This window comes from Bartonella sp. AC70YNML (assembly GCF_042196545.1).
Taxonomy (GTDB): domain Bacteria; phylum Pseudomonadota; class Alphaproteobacteria; order Rhizobiales; family Rhizobiaceae; genus Bartonella.
Genome location: NZ_JBHIQK010000003.1, coordinates 116,790 through 131,498 on the forward strand (window position 1 = coordinate 116,790; position 14,709 = coordinate 131,498).

12 protein-coding genes and 2 pseudogenes are annotated in these 14,709 nt (G+C 39.6%); 13 read left to right on the plus strand and 1 reads right to left on the minus strand.

The annotated features are described in order from the left end of the window. Positions 1-170: 170 nt before the first annotated feature. The 10 genes and pseudogenes from ACFIMU_RS08815 to tolB form a co-directional block, all read left to right on the plus strand. A pseudogene (locus ACFIMU_RS08815) lies at positions 171-319 on the plus strand (DUF1465 domain-containing protein); the annotation flags it as partial. Between the two features lie 1,398 nt (positions 320-1,717). Next, a complete protein-coding gene (gene ruvC / locus ACFIMU_RS03930; protein WP_375606543.1) occupies positions 1,718-2,233 on the plus strand; it encodes a crossover junction endodeoxyribonuclease RuvC in 516 nt (171 codons plus the stop codon). A 13-nt stretch (positions 2,234-2,246) separates the two neighbouring features. Next, positions 2,247-2,399, plus strand: coding sequence for an OB-fold domain-containing protein (locus ACFIMU_RS03935; RefSeq protein ID WP_375606542.1), 153 nt, complete (start codon positions 2,247-2,249; stop codon positions 2,397-2,399). A 13-nt stretch (positions 2,400-2,412) separates the two neighbouring features. Further along, positions 2,413-3,027, plus strand: a complete 615-nt coding sequence (gene ruvA / locus ACFIMU_RS03940) for a Holliday junction branch migration protein RuvA (protein ID WP_375606541.1) — start codon at positions 2,413-2,415, stop codon at positions 3,025-3,027. Positions 3,028-3,040: 13 nt separating this feature from the next. Continuing rightward, positions 3,041-4,135, plus strand: a complete 1,095-nt coding sequence (gene ruvB / locus ACFIMU_RS03945; RefSeq protein ID WP_375606540.1) for a Holliday junction branch migration DNA helicase RuvB — start codon at positions 3,041-3,043, stop codon at positions 4,133-4,135. 234 nt (positions 4,136-4,369) lie between these two features. Continuing rightward, complete coding sequence (gene ybgC / locus ACFIMU_RS03950; RefSeq protein ID WP_375606539.1) at positions 4,370-4,810, plus strand: tol-pal system-associated acyl-CoA thioesterase; 441 nt, start codon at positions 4,370-4,372, stop codon at positions 4,808-4,810. A gap of 1,728 nt (positions 4,811-6,538) precedes the next feature. Beyond that, on the plus strand, positions 6,539-7,252 hold the full coding sequence (tolQ, locus tag ACFIMU_RS03955) for a protein TolQ (protein ID WP_375606538.1): 714 nt from the start codon (positions 6,539-6,541) through the stop codon (positions 7,250-7,252). A gap of 15 nt (positions 7,253-7,267) precedes the next feature. Further along, positions 7,268-7,720: a protein TolR gene (tolR, locus tag ACFIMU_RS03960; RefSeq protein ID WP_375606537.1), complete on the plus strand. Its 453-nt coding sequence runs from the start codon at positions 7,268-7,270 to the stop codon at positions 7,718-7,720. A gap of 106 nt (positions 7,721-7,826) precedes the next feature. Further along, positions 7,827-9,401 carry a cell envelope biogenesis protein TolA gene (locus ACFIMU_RS03965; RefSeq protein ID WP_375696832.1) on the plus strand — a complete coding sequence of 525 codons (1,575 nt, stop codon included), beginning with the start codon at positions 7,827-7,829 and terminating at the stop codon, positions 9,399-9,401. A 32-nt stretch (positions 9,402-9,433) separates the two neighbouring features. Beyond that, positions 9,434-10,759, plus strand: coding sequence for a Tol-Pal system beta propeller repeat protein TolB (gene tolB / locus ACFIMU_RS03970; protein WP_375606535.1), 1,326 nt, complete (start codon positions 9,434-9,436; stop codon positions 10,757-10,759). Between the two features lie 1,058 nt (positions 10,760-11,817). On the opposite strand, the gene ACFIMU_RS03975 is transcribed toward tolB, so the two are convergent. After that, positions 11,818-12,564 (minus strand): YebC/PmpR family DNA-binding transcriptional regulator, encoded by a 747-nt coding sequence (locus tag ACFIMU_RS03975; protein WP_375696833.1) that lies wholly within the window; start codon positions 12,562-12,564, stop codon positions 11,818-11,820. Between the two features lie 367 nt (positions 12,565-12,931). Between ACFIMU_RS03975 and ACFIMU_RS03980 the strand changes: the two genes are divergently transcribed. The 3 genes and pseudogenes from ACFIMU_RS03980 to ACFIMU_RS03990 all read left to right on the plus strand — a co-directional run. Continuing rightward, entirely contained in the window at positions 12,932-13,627 is a 696-nt protein-coding gene (locus ACFIMU_RS03980) for a DUF1013 domain-containing protein (RefSeq protein ID WP_375614503.1), read from the plus strand. Positions 13,628-13,830: 203 nt separating this feature from the next. After that, positions 13,831-14,352 (plus strand): peptidoglycan-associated lipoprotein Pal, encoded by a 522-nt coding sequence (pal, locus tag ACFIMU_RS03985; RefSeq protein ID WP_375606532.1) that lies wholly within the window; start codon positions 13,831-13,833, stop codon positions 14,350-14,352. A gap of 52 nt (positions 14,353-14,404) precedes the next feature. Then, positions 14,405-14,709: pseudogene (locus ACFIMU_RS03990) on the plus strand (tol-pal system protein); the annotation flags it as partial.

Below are 14,709 nucleotides of genomic sequence, written 5' to 3' on the forward strand. Positions count from 1 at the left end.
CATTGCGTTTAGAAGCGTGCATTTTGTTTCATTTAGAGATGCTGCTGTAGTTTAAGCGCTTTGGTCAATAAGCGGCCGCTGTATCTTGAACGATGATAATCCAGTGGAAAAATAAATCGAATTACTGAAAACAGCTTTTGGGCATTCTTAGAGGTACTCCCCTTGTTTTGCGCGAAGGGGAAATATCATCAGAACAAATAAAAAAGGAAATTGTAAAAGTGTCACTTCATACACCGACATTGGAATTTTTCCCTTTTATTGGCATGAATTGCCAGAAACTTTCCGCCAATTTATTTCTCATTCATTGCGTTTAGAAGCGTGCATTTTGTTTCATTTAGAGATGCTGCTGTAGTTTAAGCGCTTTGGTCAATAAGCGGCCACTGTATCTTGAACGATGATAATCCAGTGGAAAAATAAATCGAATTACTGAAAACAGCTTTTGGGCATTCTGAGAAAAATAGCTCCTTGCTTCTTTCTTGAGATATTTAGAACAGTATATCCATTTTTTACAACCAAAATTTCACAACGAAAACCAATCTAGAGTGCTTTTTTCTACCTAATTTCTATTTGAGCGTAGGAAATATCTTGAGTTTATAGCTGAGAGAGGGATAGGTATTGATTTCGAATTATGGCATGGAATAGGGTATGGTTGGTTTTGTGGGAAATTGACTTTTGTTGATTGCAGCTGGAACACTTTCTGTTGATCTATCGTGTGATTTTGTTTTGGCTCTGATAATGATCTGGCTCTAAGATAGAGCAGGGGCTTATACATCAATTTATTTATGGCTCTATAATTTATACCTATAAAGCTGCTGTAAAGTGTGTGTTAATGAGGATGATACACATTGTTACAGTTTTTGGGCTTCTTTTGTTTTGAATGGAAGTTATTTTCCCTCGTGTAAAATAAAATATCCAAAATAAAGTGCCATATAATGAATGTCCCATGGGTTCCCTGTGCCCCCATACAATGTTCCTCTCTATGCAATGTCATTGTGGTGTGATGAGTATATTCAAAAACACCTCTCAGTTCTTATTCACATTCGTTGAGCCTCTCTCATTTTTATGCTTGCAAAGGAAAAAGCCGGCACTATCATCATCTTTGCCAGTCCCCAATGTTGCAACAGCCTTTGAAACTTGAGACAATTCATTAGAGGCATTTTTAGTCCTGTCTTGTACAGTTTCACTTTATACGGCAATCCCACGTTTCATATGTAAGCGAATGGTTTTGATTGATTCAAGATAAACAGATTTGTAATGAGAAAATCTTAGGATATTCGGGATTCTTATGCAACATACAAAAAATTAATTATCTTTATAAATCAACGTGTTGCCTTGTTATGGTGGCGTCATGCTATAATGTAAAAAGTTTTCGTAAAGTGTGTACCATCCATTGCATAGCCTCTTTACACATTATGAATGTACAATCCAGAATTCTCTATTTGCTCGCTTGCGATGTTTAACCGTTATGGCATTGGATATGACCATAGAAAGGGAATTTTTATGCTTTAGAGGGTGTTTGCTTGTGATGTGTGAATGGTTTTGATTGATTTCAGTTATGCTTCATAAAGTATGTACCATAAAGATGCTGTTCGTTGCGTGTTATAATTGTATAAATTTGGAGGTATGATTATCTTTTTACTGGTTTTGTCTTGGGTTGCTGTTTTCTTTGTGGTCTTGTCTTTATTCACAAGGGGGAAAAGTGTATAGACTGTAGTTTATGGCAGAGACGATTCGTATTATAGGCATTGATCCCGGATTACGGCGTACAGGGTGGGGCGTTATCGATGTTGCAGGTAATCGTCTTCAGTTTATTGCAGCAGGGACGGTTTCTTCTAATGCACAGTGTGATCTGGCTTCTAGACTCTGTCAGATCCACAAAGGTCTTTCAGAGATTATGCATCAATTTATGCCCCATGAAGCCGCTGTAGAACATGTGTTTGTCAACAAAGATGCTACAGCAACTTTAAAACTTGGGCAAGCGCGTGCGATTGCGCTGCTGGTTCCTGCGCAAGCAAACCTTCCTGTTTTTGAATATGCCCCTAACAAAGTGAAAAAATCGGTTATTGGTGTTGGACATGGGGCTAAAGAACAAATCCATATGATGGTAAAAGTTCTCCTCCCACGGGCTGAATTTGATAGCAGTGATGCGGCTGATGCTCTTGCTCTTGCTCTTTGTCATAGTATGCATCGTAAGAGTATTGACCGATCTTATCAGGCAAGGATGGCGATATGATTGGGGTGGAAGCATGATTGGCACATTAAAGGGCACTCTTGAACATATCTTTGATGATCATATTCTTCTTGATGTTTATGGTGTGAGTTATGTTGTTTTTGTGTTGAATTGGTGTATGCATTATCAGAGTATTGACCAATCTTATCAGGCAAGGATGGCGATATGATTGGGGTGATAACATGATTGGCAAATTAAAGGGCACCCTTGAACATATCTTTGATGATCATATTCTTCTTGATGTTCATGGTGTGAGTTATGTTGTTTTTGTGTCAAATCGTCTGCGTCCTTCTTTACCCTCTGTTGGGGAGGCGTTAAGCCTTTTTATTGAAACGCATGTTCGTGAAGAAGCAATTCGCCTTTTTGGTTTTGCTACAAGAGCTGAACAGGAGTGGTTTTGTCTTCTACAAAATGTTCCTGGAGTAGGGGCAAAGGTTGCTTTGGCAATCTTGGGGACTTTATCGCCAGATGAACTTGCTCAGGCTATCGCTTTAAATGATGTTGCGATGATTAGTCGAGCGCCGGGCGTTGGTAAAAAAGTCAGTGAAAGGATTGTGGGTGAACTGAAAAGTAAAACACTTCCCTTTGAACAAGCTGTCAAAACTATTTCGGTTCCTCAGCGTGAGATAACCAATCAACCTGCGCATGATGCGCTTTCCGCATTGATGAAGCTAGGGTTTGAACGGGAGCAAGCAGCTCGCGCTCTTGCTCTTGCGATGAACGCTCTTGAGGGCGAAACTGTTTCTTCTGCCCTGCTGATCCGCCATAGTCTCAAATTGCTTTCTTCTCCTACTTAAAATTAAGGTAACAATGCATAAAGATGAAGATCAACGCCTTCTGGGTTCCGCCCCCCTTCCTAACGATCCAGATCGTTCCTTGAGGCCACAAGTTCTCGATGACTTTATTGGTCAAGAAGCGGCACGGGCTAATTTAAAAATATTTATTGAAGCAGCAAAAACACGGCAAGAAGCGCTGGATCATGTTTTGTTTGTAGGACCACCGGGGTTGGGAAAAACAACGCTTTCACAGATTATGGCAAAAGAATTAGGCGTTAATTTTCGCTCTACTTCAGGGCCGGTCATTGCTAAAGCAGGAGATTTAGCAGCCCTCTTGACCAATCTCGAAGAACGTGATGTCTTGTTTATTGATGAAATTCATCGCTTAAATCCAGCAATTGAGGAAATTCTGTACCCAGCAATGGAAGATTATCAACTTGATCTTATCATTGGTGAGGGGCCTGCTGCCCGCTCGGTTAAAATTGATCTGGCTAAATTTACTTTGGTGGCGGCAACTACACGTTTGGGACTTTTAACCACACCGCTGAGAGATCGTTTTGGAATCCCAATTCGTCTCAATTTTTATACGATAGAAGAATTGGAATATATTGTTCAGCGTAATGCACGACTTTTTGCTGTCAAGATCAGTGATGATGGAGCCCATGAAATTGCACGCAGAGCACGCGGGACGCCTCGCATTGCTGGACGCCTTTTACGGCGCGTTTGTGATTTTGCTCTGGTTAAACAGGCAAAACAAATTGACCAAAAAATCGCCGATGAAGCCCTTTCGCGCCTTGAAGTGGATCATCTTGGGCTTGACCCGCTTGACCGTCGCTATTTGCTCCTGATTGCGGAAACTTTTTTAGGGGGACCGGTGGGGATTGAAACGATTGCTGCTGCTTTATCAGAACCACGCGATGCCATTGAAGATATTGTTGAACCCTATTTGCTCCAACAAGGGTTTATTCAAAGAACCGCTCGTGGACGTATTCTGAGTGAAAAGGCTTGGAGCCATTTAGGGCTTTCTGCTCCAGCCTCTACAACGTCTATACAAAGGCGTTCTCAACTTTCTGATGCTCAAGACAATTCATCACTTCAGACGACTTTATGGGATGGAGAAGATGACTAAGTCATTCGCTTTTTAAAAAATAAGACATTTTCTTTAAAAAAATTGCGTGAATATTGTATCGCAAGGTTATAAATACAAGAAATGTGCTTGTTTTAGCAGTTTCTGACCAAAAAGATTTGGAAAGATTGAGGATTTTGTGCTTTTGCTTTTCATAACATCAACACAAAAATGTGTTCAATCTTTTGATCTATAAATAATTTGCTCTATTCAATGATTTTATGGGACGTGAAGTAGATGACAGAAGTGACTCCTTTCAAGAGAAATCATACAAGTGCTTTTCATAATTTTCAGGTCCGCGTTTATGTTGCGGATACAGATTTTTCCGGTGTAGTTTATCATGCGCGTTATCTTGAGTTTTTTGAACGAGGACGTTCAGAGTTTTTACGGGATACCGGTTTTAATAATAAGATGTTAGCAGCAGGGGGTGAGGGGGAAAAATTGTTTTTTGTTGTTCGTCATATGGAAATTAATTTTTCAAGACCAGCTAAAATTGATCATCTTTTAGTCGTTAAAACACGTGTTAATCACATCCAAGGGGCCCGCTTTTTTATGGAGCAATCTATTTTGCATGAGATGACTACGTTGGTAACAGCCAAAGTTGAAATTGCTCTGATTAATGAGGAGGCAAAACCGCGACGTTTACCCAAAGAACTTTTTGCAAAAATGCTTGGTTAAAAGTGTGATTCATTGAATTAGCAAGTTTCAGGAGAGATCAGCAGATATAAAGTAATCTATAATCTAAGACTATACATTTATCATAGCCTAAATGTTTTCCAACAAGGTCACACGATACAGCAAAAGAAAGCACCTCTGCTACAATAACTACAATAAATTGAAGATAATATCTCACAAAATTAAACACACCTCATCCATGTTATGATTCAAAATCAATGTCGCATCATCCATTTTCTGCTATAAACTCAAGATATTTTCTTTCTTTTGAAGAAAGGTTTGTTGGCATCAGAAAACAGCGAAAAAGTACAAAATATAAAAAGAAATAAAAATGGATTAAGATTTATTTTTATAAAAATGCACATACCCAGCACCATATTGCAATAAAGTGATAATAAGCTATTAGGTCGAAAACTGTCTCAAAACACCCAAAGGGTGTTTTTAAGCAATTTGATTTGTTTTTTTACTGGATTGTCATTTGGCATCACAAGAGCGCGTGTTTCATCCATTTCTATCCATCATGCATGACTTTATGTGCGCTTCTAAGCGTAGTGAATGAGTGAGAGATCAATGTATACAAAGCAGAAATGCATTTTTGCATTTAAAGTTTCAACAGCATATTATTCTATATAATGTATTGACTTAGAAAGATAAATTATCACTTATCATGGGCACAAACCCTAATAGGAATAGAATAAAATACTTTCATTTCAAATCTGTTCATGTTGAAACAATTAAAATCATTTGCTTACACATCATAAGAGAACAATATAAATCATTGAAAAAATTGTAAAAATGTTCCTTATGGATCATTCGCAATGCAATAACGATCAAATATCGCAAGTGAGCAAAGAGAGCGAAGAAGCCGGTTTTGATGAAGTAAAAATGTGAAAAGGCTTTTTTCATGTCACAGAAGCTTGTACGTTATACCATGGTGCCAGAGAGATGATAGGCATTGAAAGGGGCTAATTCACAATACAGTGAGATTACATGAGACTTACACTAGATTACATAGGACGTCGTAGGGGTGCATGGGTGAGGCGCATTGTTGTGAGGTGTTGTAGGGTGGTTTATTGTCGTTTTTTGTGCCCGATGATGTACCCCGTATTCAATTCGATGGAAAATGAGAGAAATAATAGCCTGAGGCAAAGCGTCATCTTTTATGATGATAACATATTTATTTACAATGATAATTCATTGCGTTGTCACTTTCAGATAATTCTGAAACTTGTAAAATTTTTTCTTTTCAAGCTCTATTGCCGCGAATTAATAAAAAACATTTTCTTACATGTCACAAGCGGAGTTGGTGAGTGGATACAAAAACACTTAAGAAAGAAATAAAATACCTCTTACGAATCTTTTCAAGTGCTAAGACTTATCGCTGTATTTTAAGCTGGAAACGCGTATGATGATTTAGCGTTCTTTTCATAAGCGTAAAGATGGTGGTGCATAATAGATTTAATATCATGCATTTTTATATCTTTTATTTTTATAGCATTTATGGAGAAGCCCTGATCGTTATATTTTTCATAAATGCTGTTGTGAAATGAGGGGGATGTGCATTGAGGGATATCTCTCGTCATCACTTTTTAAGGAAAGTTAAGAAACAAGTCTTGTTTTAGCGCATGGATTTATGTGAGACTAGAGTCTTTACTTAAATTTAGAAAATATAAAATAATCTGTTTTATAAAATTTAAAAAAATGCATCTTTCATTTAGAGGGACAAAAATTATGCCGCATGGTGAACTAACGAATCCAGAAACAATTGGAATGTTGCATTTGTTTATGCAAGCGAGTTGGATCGTGAAAGGTGTTATGATCGGATTGCTGCTCGCTTCCATCTGGAGTTGGGCAATTATTTTTGATAAAATTTTTACGTATCGGAGAATACGGCGTGAAATAAAGCAGTTTGAACGCACATTTTGGTCTGGCAAAGCGCTAGAAGATCTTTATGCATCATGTAAAAGTCAACGTACCAATAGTATATCCGCAGTTTTTATGGCAGCAATGGTTGAATGGAAAAAATCTCTTGAAAAAGGGACCCATACATCGAAAAGTTTGCAGAGCAGAATTGATAAGGCTATGGATTTGACGCTGGGACGTGAAAGTGAAAAAATAGAATCAAAATTAAGTTTTCTTGCGACACTGGGGTCTGCGGGACCTTTTATCGGACTTTTTGGAACAGTTATTGGTATTATGGAGTCTTTTCTTTCTATTTCAGCTTCTCAAAATACATCACTTGCCATTGTCGCGCCAGGGATTGCAGAAGCGCTTTTGGCAACCGCTATTGGTTTGTTTGCAGCAATTCCAGCTGTTATTGCTTATAACAAGTTGACTCATGAAAGTGCGCGCATCATTGCACAAATAGAAAATTTTGCTGATGAATTTTCAACAATTGTATCGCGGCGTATTGATGAAACACGCACAGCACCTTCCTCTTTATAAAAAGGATCTTATCCCATGGGCGTTTCTGTTGCTTCTTCTTCTCGCAAAAATACACGTAGGCGGCATCATTCACGAAGCCAACTGATGAGTGAGATCAATGTCACTCCTTTTGTGGATGTCATGCTGGTCTTGTTGATTATTTTTATGGTCTCTGCCCCCCTTTTAGTGAACGGTGTTCCTCTAGATTTGCCTCGTAGTCAAGCGGGTCCCGTACGAGCTCAAAAAACACCTCTTACGGTTTCACTTGATGCGCAAGGGCGCTTTGCCATTAATCAAGATTATTATGAAACGTCGCAGGCCCTGATTACACACCTGAAAACTCTTCTGGAAGCAGATGCTACACAAAAAGATCAACGGGTTTTTGTGCGTGTTGCTAAAACTGTTGAATATCAACAAGTATTAAAACTGCTGGCGGATATTCAAAAAACGGGGTTTTCTCAAGTTGCGTTAGCAAGTTTAGCACAATAAATAATAAGTAATAAAATTGCGTATAACCGGTTGTTCTTAATTTTTTTTAAAAGAGCATAGAGTGATTAAAAATGAAAAAATGTAAGGCGTAAATAAGGCATAAAGAATGAACAAAGACTCTTATCATAGTATGAAACGAGGCTTGGCTTTATCCCTTGTGGTCCATGTCATTTTTCTCAGTTGGGGAGCTATTCAGTTTACAAGCTCTGTCTCTTTACCACAACCATTGGAAGCAATTCCCATTACTCTTGCTCCTTTGGTGGACGAGTTTTCTTCTCAACAAGGAGCCGTGAAGGCTCCTATCCGCGCAATCCCTGCCGTAAAACCAACTATGCAACCACAAGAGAAAGAAGATGCACGCCATATTGGAGAGGGACAAATAGATAGTCTTGCACCATTTCAACCAAAGGAAAAGTTGCTCCCCGTTGAGACAACACCGCCGCCAACAAGCGAAAGTACGTCGGAAACATCCATATCCGAACTTACACAACCAGAATTATTAGAAGCAAAAACAGAAGAGATTTCAAAAGAACCAGAGAATGAGCTCAAGGTTGCGTCTGAGATACCTTTGAAAGTACCGGAAGATGCGCCAAAGCTTGCACCTGAGATGCCTGTGAGAGTACCGGAAGATGAGCCCAAGGTTGCACCTGAGATACCTTTGAAAGTACCGGAAGATGAGCCTAAGGTTGTGCCTGAGATGCCTGTGAGAGTACCGGAAGATGAGCCCAAGGTTGCACCTGAGATACCTTTGAAAGTACCGGAAGATGAGCCTAAGGTTGCACCTGAGATGCCTGTAAGAGTACCGGAAGATGCGCCTAAGCTTGCACCTGAGATGCCTGTGAGAGTACCGGAAGATGAGCCCAAGGTTGCACCTGAGATACCTTTGAAAGTACCGGAAGATGCGCCTAAGGTTGCACCTGAGATGCCTGTAAGAGTACCGGAAGATGCGCCAAAGCTTGCACCTGAGATGCCTGTAAGAGTGCCGGAGGATGCACCCGAGACTGCGCTTAAGCCTTTGCACAAAAATGAAGAGATGGTATCGCCAAAAGAATTGACTCCAACGGTACAAAAAGTACCGGCAGAGCAGGTGGTTCATCAAGTTCCCAAAATTGTGCTTCCAGAAAAAATTCTTCTTCCACAGTTGAAACCAAAATTTGACGAAGAATCTACAATGAAAAATAAGGCGGCATTGAATCAAAATACGCCAAAGCTTAGCAAGAAACACCAAGAGAAACAGACCATTGAAGATATTCTGGCCATGGAGGAAAATAATTTGCTCAATCGTGCGCGGTCACAAGGAGGAGGAGCAAAACGTTCTCATACACCAGAAGCTTTGGGTGCAAGAAAAAATATTAATGATACCACAAAAATGGCACAAACATTGGTCAATATTGTTGGGGGGTGTATTCAACAGAAGCTTAAACTTGTAGCGCTTGGTGGCGATTTAAAGAATCGTCCGGTCGTGCGGTTGCGATTTTATTTGGACCGTGAAGGAATGGTTGTGGGTGATCCTATCATTGATCCTGTAAGCGGTCTTGAGAGTCAACAAGCTATTATGATAAGGCAGGTATACGCGGCTGTTTTTTCATGCCAACCTTATGCAGATCTCCCACGTGATCAATATGGCCTGTGGGGGCAAGGTTTTGACTTTAATGTTGATCCCCTCCAAGAAATAAGATGATAAAAAAATCGCTTAACGAAAGGACGCATTCCATGATGACTATAACGAGATATAAAGTTTTTGCTTGGTTTATTGTCACTTGTGGGTTGTGGCTTTCAAATATTTCATTGGTTTATGCGCAATTGAAAGGGACGATTTCAAGCGCTGATTTTAATCCCATTCCCATTGCAATTACAGACTTTATTTCCAATGATTCGATTGGATCTAAAATAACGGCTGTGGTGACAGCCGATCTGGAACGGTCGGGGCTTTTTTTACCGCTTGATAAAGCAAATTTTGTTGAAAACACTTCTAGTCCTAATAAACAACCGCATTTTGCTTATTGGCAGAAAATAAAAGCGCAAGGTTTGGTGACGGGGCAAGTCATGAGAGAAATCGATGGACGATTGAGAGTCGATTTTCGTTTATGGGATGTTTTTGGAGAGCGACAACTGAAAGGACGGCGTTTTTATACCGCGACAGAACGGTGGCGGCGTGTGGCCCATATAATTGCAGATGAGATCTATAGTGAGATGACAGGAGAAAGTGGTTATTTTGATACAAGAATTGTTTTTATCGATGAAACAGGACCTCAAAATGCACGCATTAAACGCTTAGCCATGATGGATCAAGATGGAGCAAATTTGATTTATATGTCCGATGGAAGTGAATTGGTGCTTACACCGCGTTTTTCCCCAAAAAGACAAGAATTGACCTATATGGCTTATGAGGAAAATCAAGTACCTCATGTTTATCTCCAACAAATTGAAATGGGGCAAAGAGAGTTGATTGGAACGTTTAATAACATGACAATTGCTCCGCGTTTTTCTTCTGATGGACAAAAAGTCATCATGAGTTTGTTACAAAATGATGGGAGTGCCAATCTTTACACCATGGATTTACGAACCCGTACGATGACGCGACTTACAACAACTTCTGCTATTGATACTTCTGCTTCTTATTCACCGGATGGCAAACAAATTGTTTTTTCTTCAGATCGTAGCGGAAAGCCGCAAATCTATAAAATGAATGCAGATGGGAGTGATATTCAACGTATTTCTTCAAACGAGGGGAGTTATTCAACACCTATTTGGTCTCCACGGGGTGACTATATCGCCTTTACAAAACAATTAAGCGGACAATTTTCTATCGGTGTTATGCGCCCAGATGGACAAGGAGAACGAATTTTAACCACGGGTTTTCATAATGAAGGACCAACGTGGGCCCCCAATGGTCGTGTGCTGATGTTCTTTCGCAAAAATCCCGGTATGGGACCAAAAATCTATACGATTGACATTACCGGACGCAATGAACGACAACTCCCTACACCCAATGATGCTTCGGATCCAGCATGGTCGCCATTGCTCAATATACAGTAAAACAAAATGCTTAAAAACAGAATATAGAAGGAATACAGTCTCAATTTTACACAATCTCAATAGTTTTTAATTATTTAAAAGCAGGAATTGGTTATAGTGGGCATGGGGATTTATGTAGATTTCATCTATCATCTACGGTTGTTGATCGATAATGGAATTTCCTTGGGGGAAAATGCTTAAAAAATTCAAAACAATACCTTGAAAAAATAGAGTCGAAAATTCTGAAGTCTCTAGATTTCAACTTTTTATTAAAAGTGTCGCTATATATATTTTTTTAAACTTCCTCTTCAATTTTGTTTGTGAAGAATTTGGTCTTGTCAGGGGGCTGTTGCTCTCTGATGTATTTTATTCGAGTACGCGGTTGTTTTAGGTCTGAATATTGATTGATCGGTAAGAGCAAAAGGACAGATTTTAAGATAAATGACGTTATTTTAAAAACATACGATGTCATAAAGTTAATGCCATAAAGTCAAAAATTTATCCGCAACAGATTAGAGAGATGTACTGGCTTTTTGTACAATACTTTGCTAAACAATCAGCTCTGGCTTTCCATTTGCTTATTTTTATTCTGTGATGTTGTAAAAACACTGCCCTTTGAGGTGTGGGGATATAGGACGTATAAACCTTCTTGATATATTCTAAGTGTTTTTAAGTGCGTGGCGAATATTTAGGGGAGTGCATGTTTGCTGAGTCTTAAGTTTAAAGTGAATTTCATGGGTGCTTCGTCATAGGAATACGTTAAGAAAATTCGAATTTTTTACAGGCTAGATCATTTTCATCACTTGAAGGCGGGGAGGTTAATCTTAAAGAACAACAAGATCGAATAGAGAGGAATATAGGGATAATCTTTTGGGCATGTAAGAAAGGCGTGAGACTACAGAGTTTTGTGTATGCTTTTCTTTTTGGGATTATGTTTTCTGGAATTGATTGTGGTTTCTTGTTGTACAGACAGATTTTCCCCGCTATTGACGCGGGGCTTTTATTGTGCGGATAGGAGGGGTGACAAATGCTTTTGAAGCCCTCATGAATGAAGAGAGGGCTTGTGCAAATGATGGAAATTATACAGATAATTTTGCCAAAATCTCATCGCTGATATCAAAATTGGCATAAACATTTTGCACATCATCATCTTCTTCTAATGTTGAAATCAGTCGTAAAACAGATAAAGCTTTTTCTTCATCTATTGGTGCAAGGGTGGTGGCTTTCCAAATTGTTTTAATCGATTCTGCTTCACCAAGTTTTGCTTCAAGCATTTTTGAAACTTCACCAATATCTTCAAATGCGCAGGTAATATGATGTCCGGTTTCTTCTGATTGCACATCTTCGGCACCGGCTTCAATTGCTGCATCCATGATGTTATCGGCTGTCCCTGCTTCTGGCTTATAGATTATTTCACCAATCCGATTAAACATGAAACTTACGGAACCTGTTTCCCCTAAGGCTCCTCCTGATTTTGTGAAGGCGGCGCGCACATTTGAAGCGGTGCGGTTGCGGTTATCAGTTAAAGCTTCAACAATGACGGCAACGCCGCCTGGTCCATAGCCCTCATAGCGTACTTCATCATAATTTTCGACATCGGCGCCTGACGCTTTTTTAATCGCGCGTTCAATATTATCTTTCGGCATCGATTGTGCTTTGGCATTTTGAACAGCCAGTCTTAAACGTGGATTCATGGCTGGATCAGGAGCACCTTGTTTTGCTGCTACGGTAATTTCGCGCGCAAGCTTAGAAAATATTTTCGAGCGCATTGCATCTTGACGCCCTTTACGGTGCATAATATTTTTAAATTGTGAATGGCCTGCCATAGTTTTCCTTCCTATTTGAGGGCTTTTTTGCCAGTTGGATACTCCTTAGAATTTAAGGCGATAAAGCATGCATCCCACCAGAATAAATGTGCCACAGCATGAGGTGAAATAATCAAATAAACCCTTTATAAGAAAATTCATCTTAAAGGTAAAGAGACCTTAGTTGAGGATCATTACAAGAGAGATCTCTTGTCGTTGAGCAAAAATAACGCTATAACAGAATGTAATTTCATAGCAAAATGGTTTATTCCATGCCGCGCTTTGTTTTAGGAGTGGTTGGAGAGACCTAAGCATATAAAAAGTTCCAGTGCTCTTGAGTGGGCGGTAACCTGCCTCATAGAAGAGGCGCAGAAGAGGATTTATAAAAATGGCAACGCAACTTTTGATGCCCAAAGCAACAGCTGTTTGGTTGGTTGATAATACAGCTCTTTCTTTTGATCAGATTGCAGAATTTTGTAAATTGCATGTCTTGGAAGTAAAAGCTATTGCCGATGGTGATGCGGCTTATGGTATTAAAGGTTTAGATCCGATTAGTTCTGGGCAATTGACGCGCAGTGAAATTGCACGGGTGGAGGCTGATCAAAACGCACGCTTGAAAATTTCTCAATCGAGGGTGCATATTCCTGAAAAAAAACGTAAAGGGGCGCGCTATATCCCTCTTTCTCGACGCCAGGATCGTCCCAATGGTATCCTATGGTTGGTTACGAACCATCCCGAGTTGAAAGATGCACAAATTGCACGGTTGATTGGGACAACAAAAGCGACAATTGAACAAATCCGCCTTAGAACCCATTGGAATAGTGCAAATTTGGTTCCTCTTGATCCTGTAGGACTTGGTTTGTGTTCACAAATCGATTTAGATTTTGAGCTCCAGCGTGCGGCGAAAAATCGTCCTGTTGCAGCAGAAGAAGATAGGTCGTTGCTTCCCGCTTCTGTGACGGAAAACGCTGCTCTAGAGGAAAATGAGAGCGAAGAAAATCTGCATAAGACTTTTGACGCTGATAAAGTTTTTGCAAAGCTGAACGCGCTGCAAAAAAATAGTCAAGATCAAGATGATGCATAAAAAGCCATGACTCATAAGGGAAACATTTCTTATGGAAATGTTAGAGGAATGGCTGAAGAGAAGAAAAATTGGCAGAGACTCAAAAGTAAAAATGAGGACGAAAAAAACAGAAAAAATTTCGTCTTCATTAGGAATTAACGGTTATTTTTAAAAATATTTTTAAGAATTTACCCTTCTTTACGAAATTCAAGGAGAAACGGACTATGCGCTCTACCAAAAAAAACATCTCTCATTCTTTAGCTATCCTTTTTCTTTTCTCACTATGCCTGGGTGGGTGTGGCAAAAAAAATGTTGGTGCACTTAACGGTATGAATGGCGCTTATATGAATGATGCTGGTTTGAATCAGGTGTCACCAGGCTCAGGACAAGAATTTACAGTTAGTGTGGGTGATCGCGTGTTTTTTGGTCTCGATTCTTCTTCACTTGATGCTAATGCTGAACGTGTTTTAACGCGCCAAGCAGAATGGTTGCTTCATTATCCTTATTATTCTATTATGATCGAAGGTCATGCTGATGAGAGGGGAACACGTGAATATAACTTGGCACTTGGACAGCGCCGTGCTGTTGCTGTGCGAAACTATTTGGTGTCTCTAGGTGTGTCTGCACAACGGATTCAAACAATTTCTTACGGAAAAGAAAGACCTGTAGCAGTATGTGATGATATTTCCTGTTGGAATCAAAATCGACGTGCTGTGACAACGTTGAATGACATGAATAGTCATTAAAAAGAAGATTGTTTGTTTCAACTATTCAATAAGCTCTTAAGGGGAGAAAAGAATGTATCGTAAAATCAATTGGAAAACACTCTTTTATATGGGGGTTTTTATAGCTTGTTCTACTTCACTTGTTCAAAGTGCAGCACGAAAGGCTTCCGAATATCCTGCACATGATACGGATAAAGTTGATGCAGTTGATAAGGCAACTGATGACGTGAAAGAAGCACCTGAAGCAGCCGATAAAGCAGCATCTGATGTGATAGAAAAAGCCACTGACGCAGTTGATAAGGCAACTGATGACGTGAAAGAAGCACCTGAAGCAGCCGATAAAGCAGCATCTGATGTGATAGAAAAAGCCACTGACGC

Excerpts from the sequence above, each read along its gene's own strand:
- ACFIMU_RS03980 (WP_375614503.1), top strand. The coding sequence starts at position 12,932 with ATGGCAACGCAACTTTTGATGCCCAAAGCAACAGCTGTTTGGTTGGTT.
- tolQ (WP_375606538.1), top strand. The coding sequence starts at position 6,539 with ATGCCGCATGGTGAACTAACGAATCCAGAAACAATTGGAATGTTGCAT.
- ruvA (WP_375606541.1), top strand. The coding sequence starts at position 2,413 with ATGATTGGCAAATTAAAGGGCACCCTTGAACATATCTTTGATGATCAT.
- ruvB (WP_375606540.1), top strand. The coding sequence starts at position 3,041 with ATGCATAAAGATGAAGATCAACGCCTTCTGGGTTCCGCCCCCCTTCCT.
- ACFIMU_RS03975 (WP_375696833.1), bottom strand. The coding sequence starts at position 12,564 with ATGGCAGGCCATTCACAATTTAAAAATATTATGCACCGTAAAGGGCGT.
- tolR (WP_375606537.1), top strand. The coding sequence starts at position 7,268 with ATGGGCGTTTCTGTTGCTTCTTCTTCTCGCAAAAATACACGTAGGCGG.
- ruvC (WP_375606543.1), top strand. The coding sequence starts at position 1,718 with ATGGCAGAGACGATTCGTATTATAGGCATTGATCCCGGATTACGGCGT.
- ACFIMU_RS03935 (WP_375606542.1), top strand. The coding sequence starts at position 2,247 with ATGATTGGCACATTAAAGGGCACTCTTGAACATATCTTTGATGATCAT.
- pal (WP_375606532.1), top strand. The coding sequence starts at position 13,831 with ATGCGCTCTACCAAAAAAAACATCTCTCATTCTTTAGCTATCCTTTTT.
- ACFIMU_RS03965 (WP_375696832.1), top strand. The coding sequence starts at position 7,827 with ATGAACAAAGACTCTTATCATAGTATGAAACGAGGCTTGGCTTTATCC.
- tolB (WP_375606535.1), top strand. The coding sequence starts at position 9,434 with ATGATGACTATAACGAGATATAAAGTTTTTGCTTGGTTTATTGTCACT.
- ybgC (WP_375606539.1), top strand. The coding sequence starts at position 4,370 with ATGACAGAAGTGACTCCTTTCAAGAGAAATCATACAAGTGCTTTTCAT.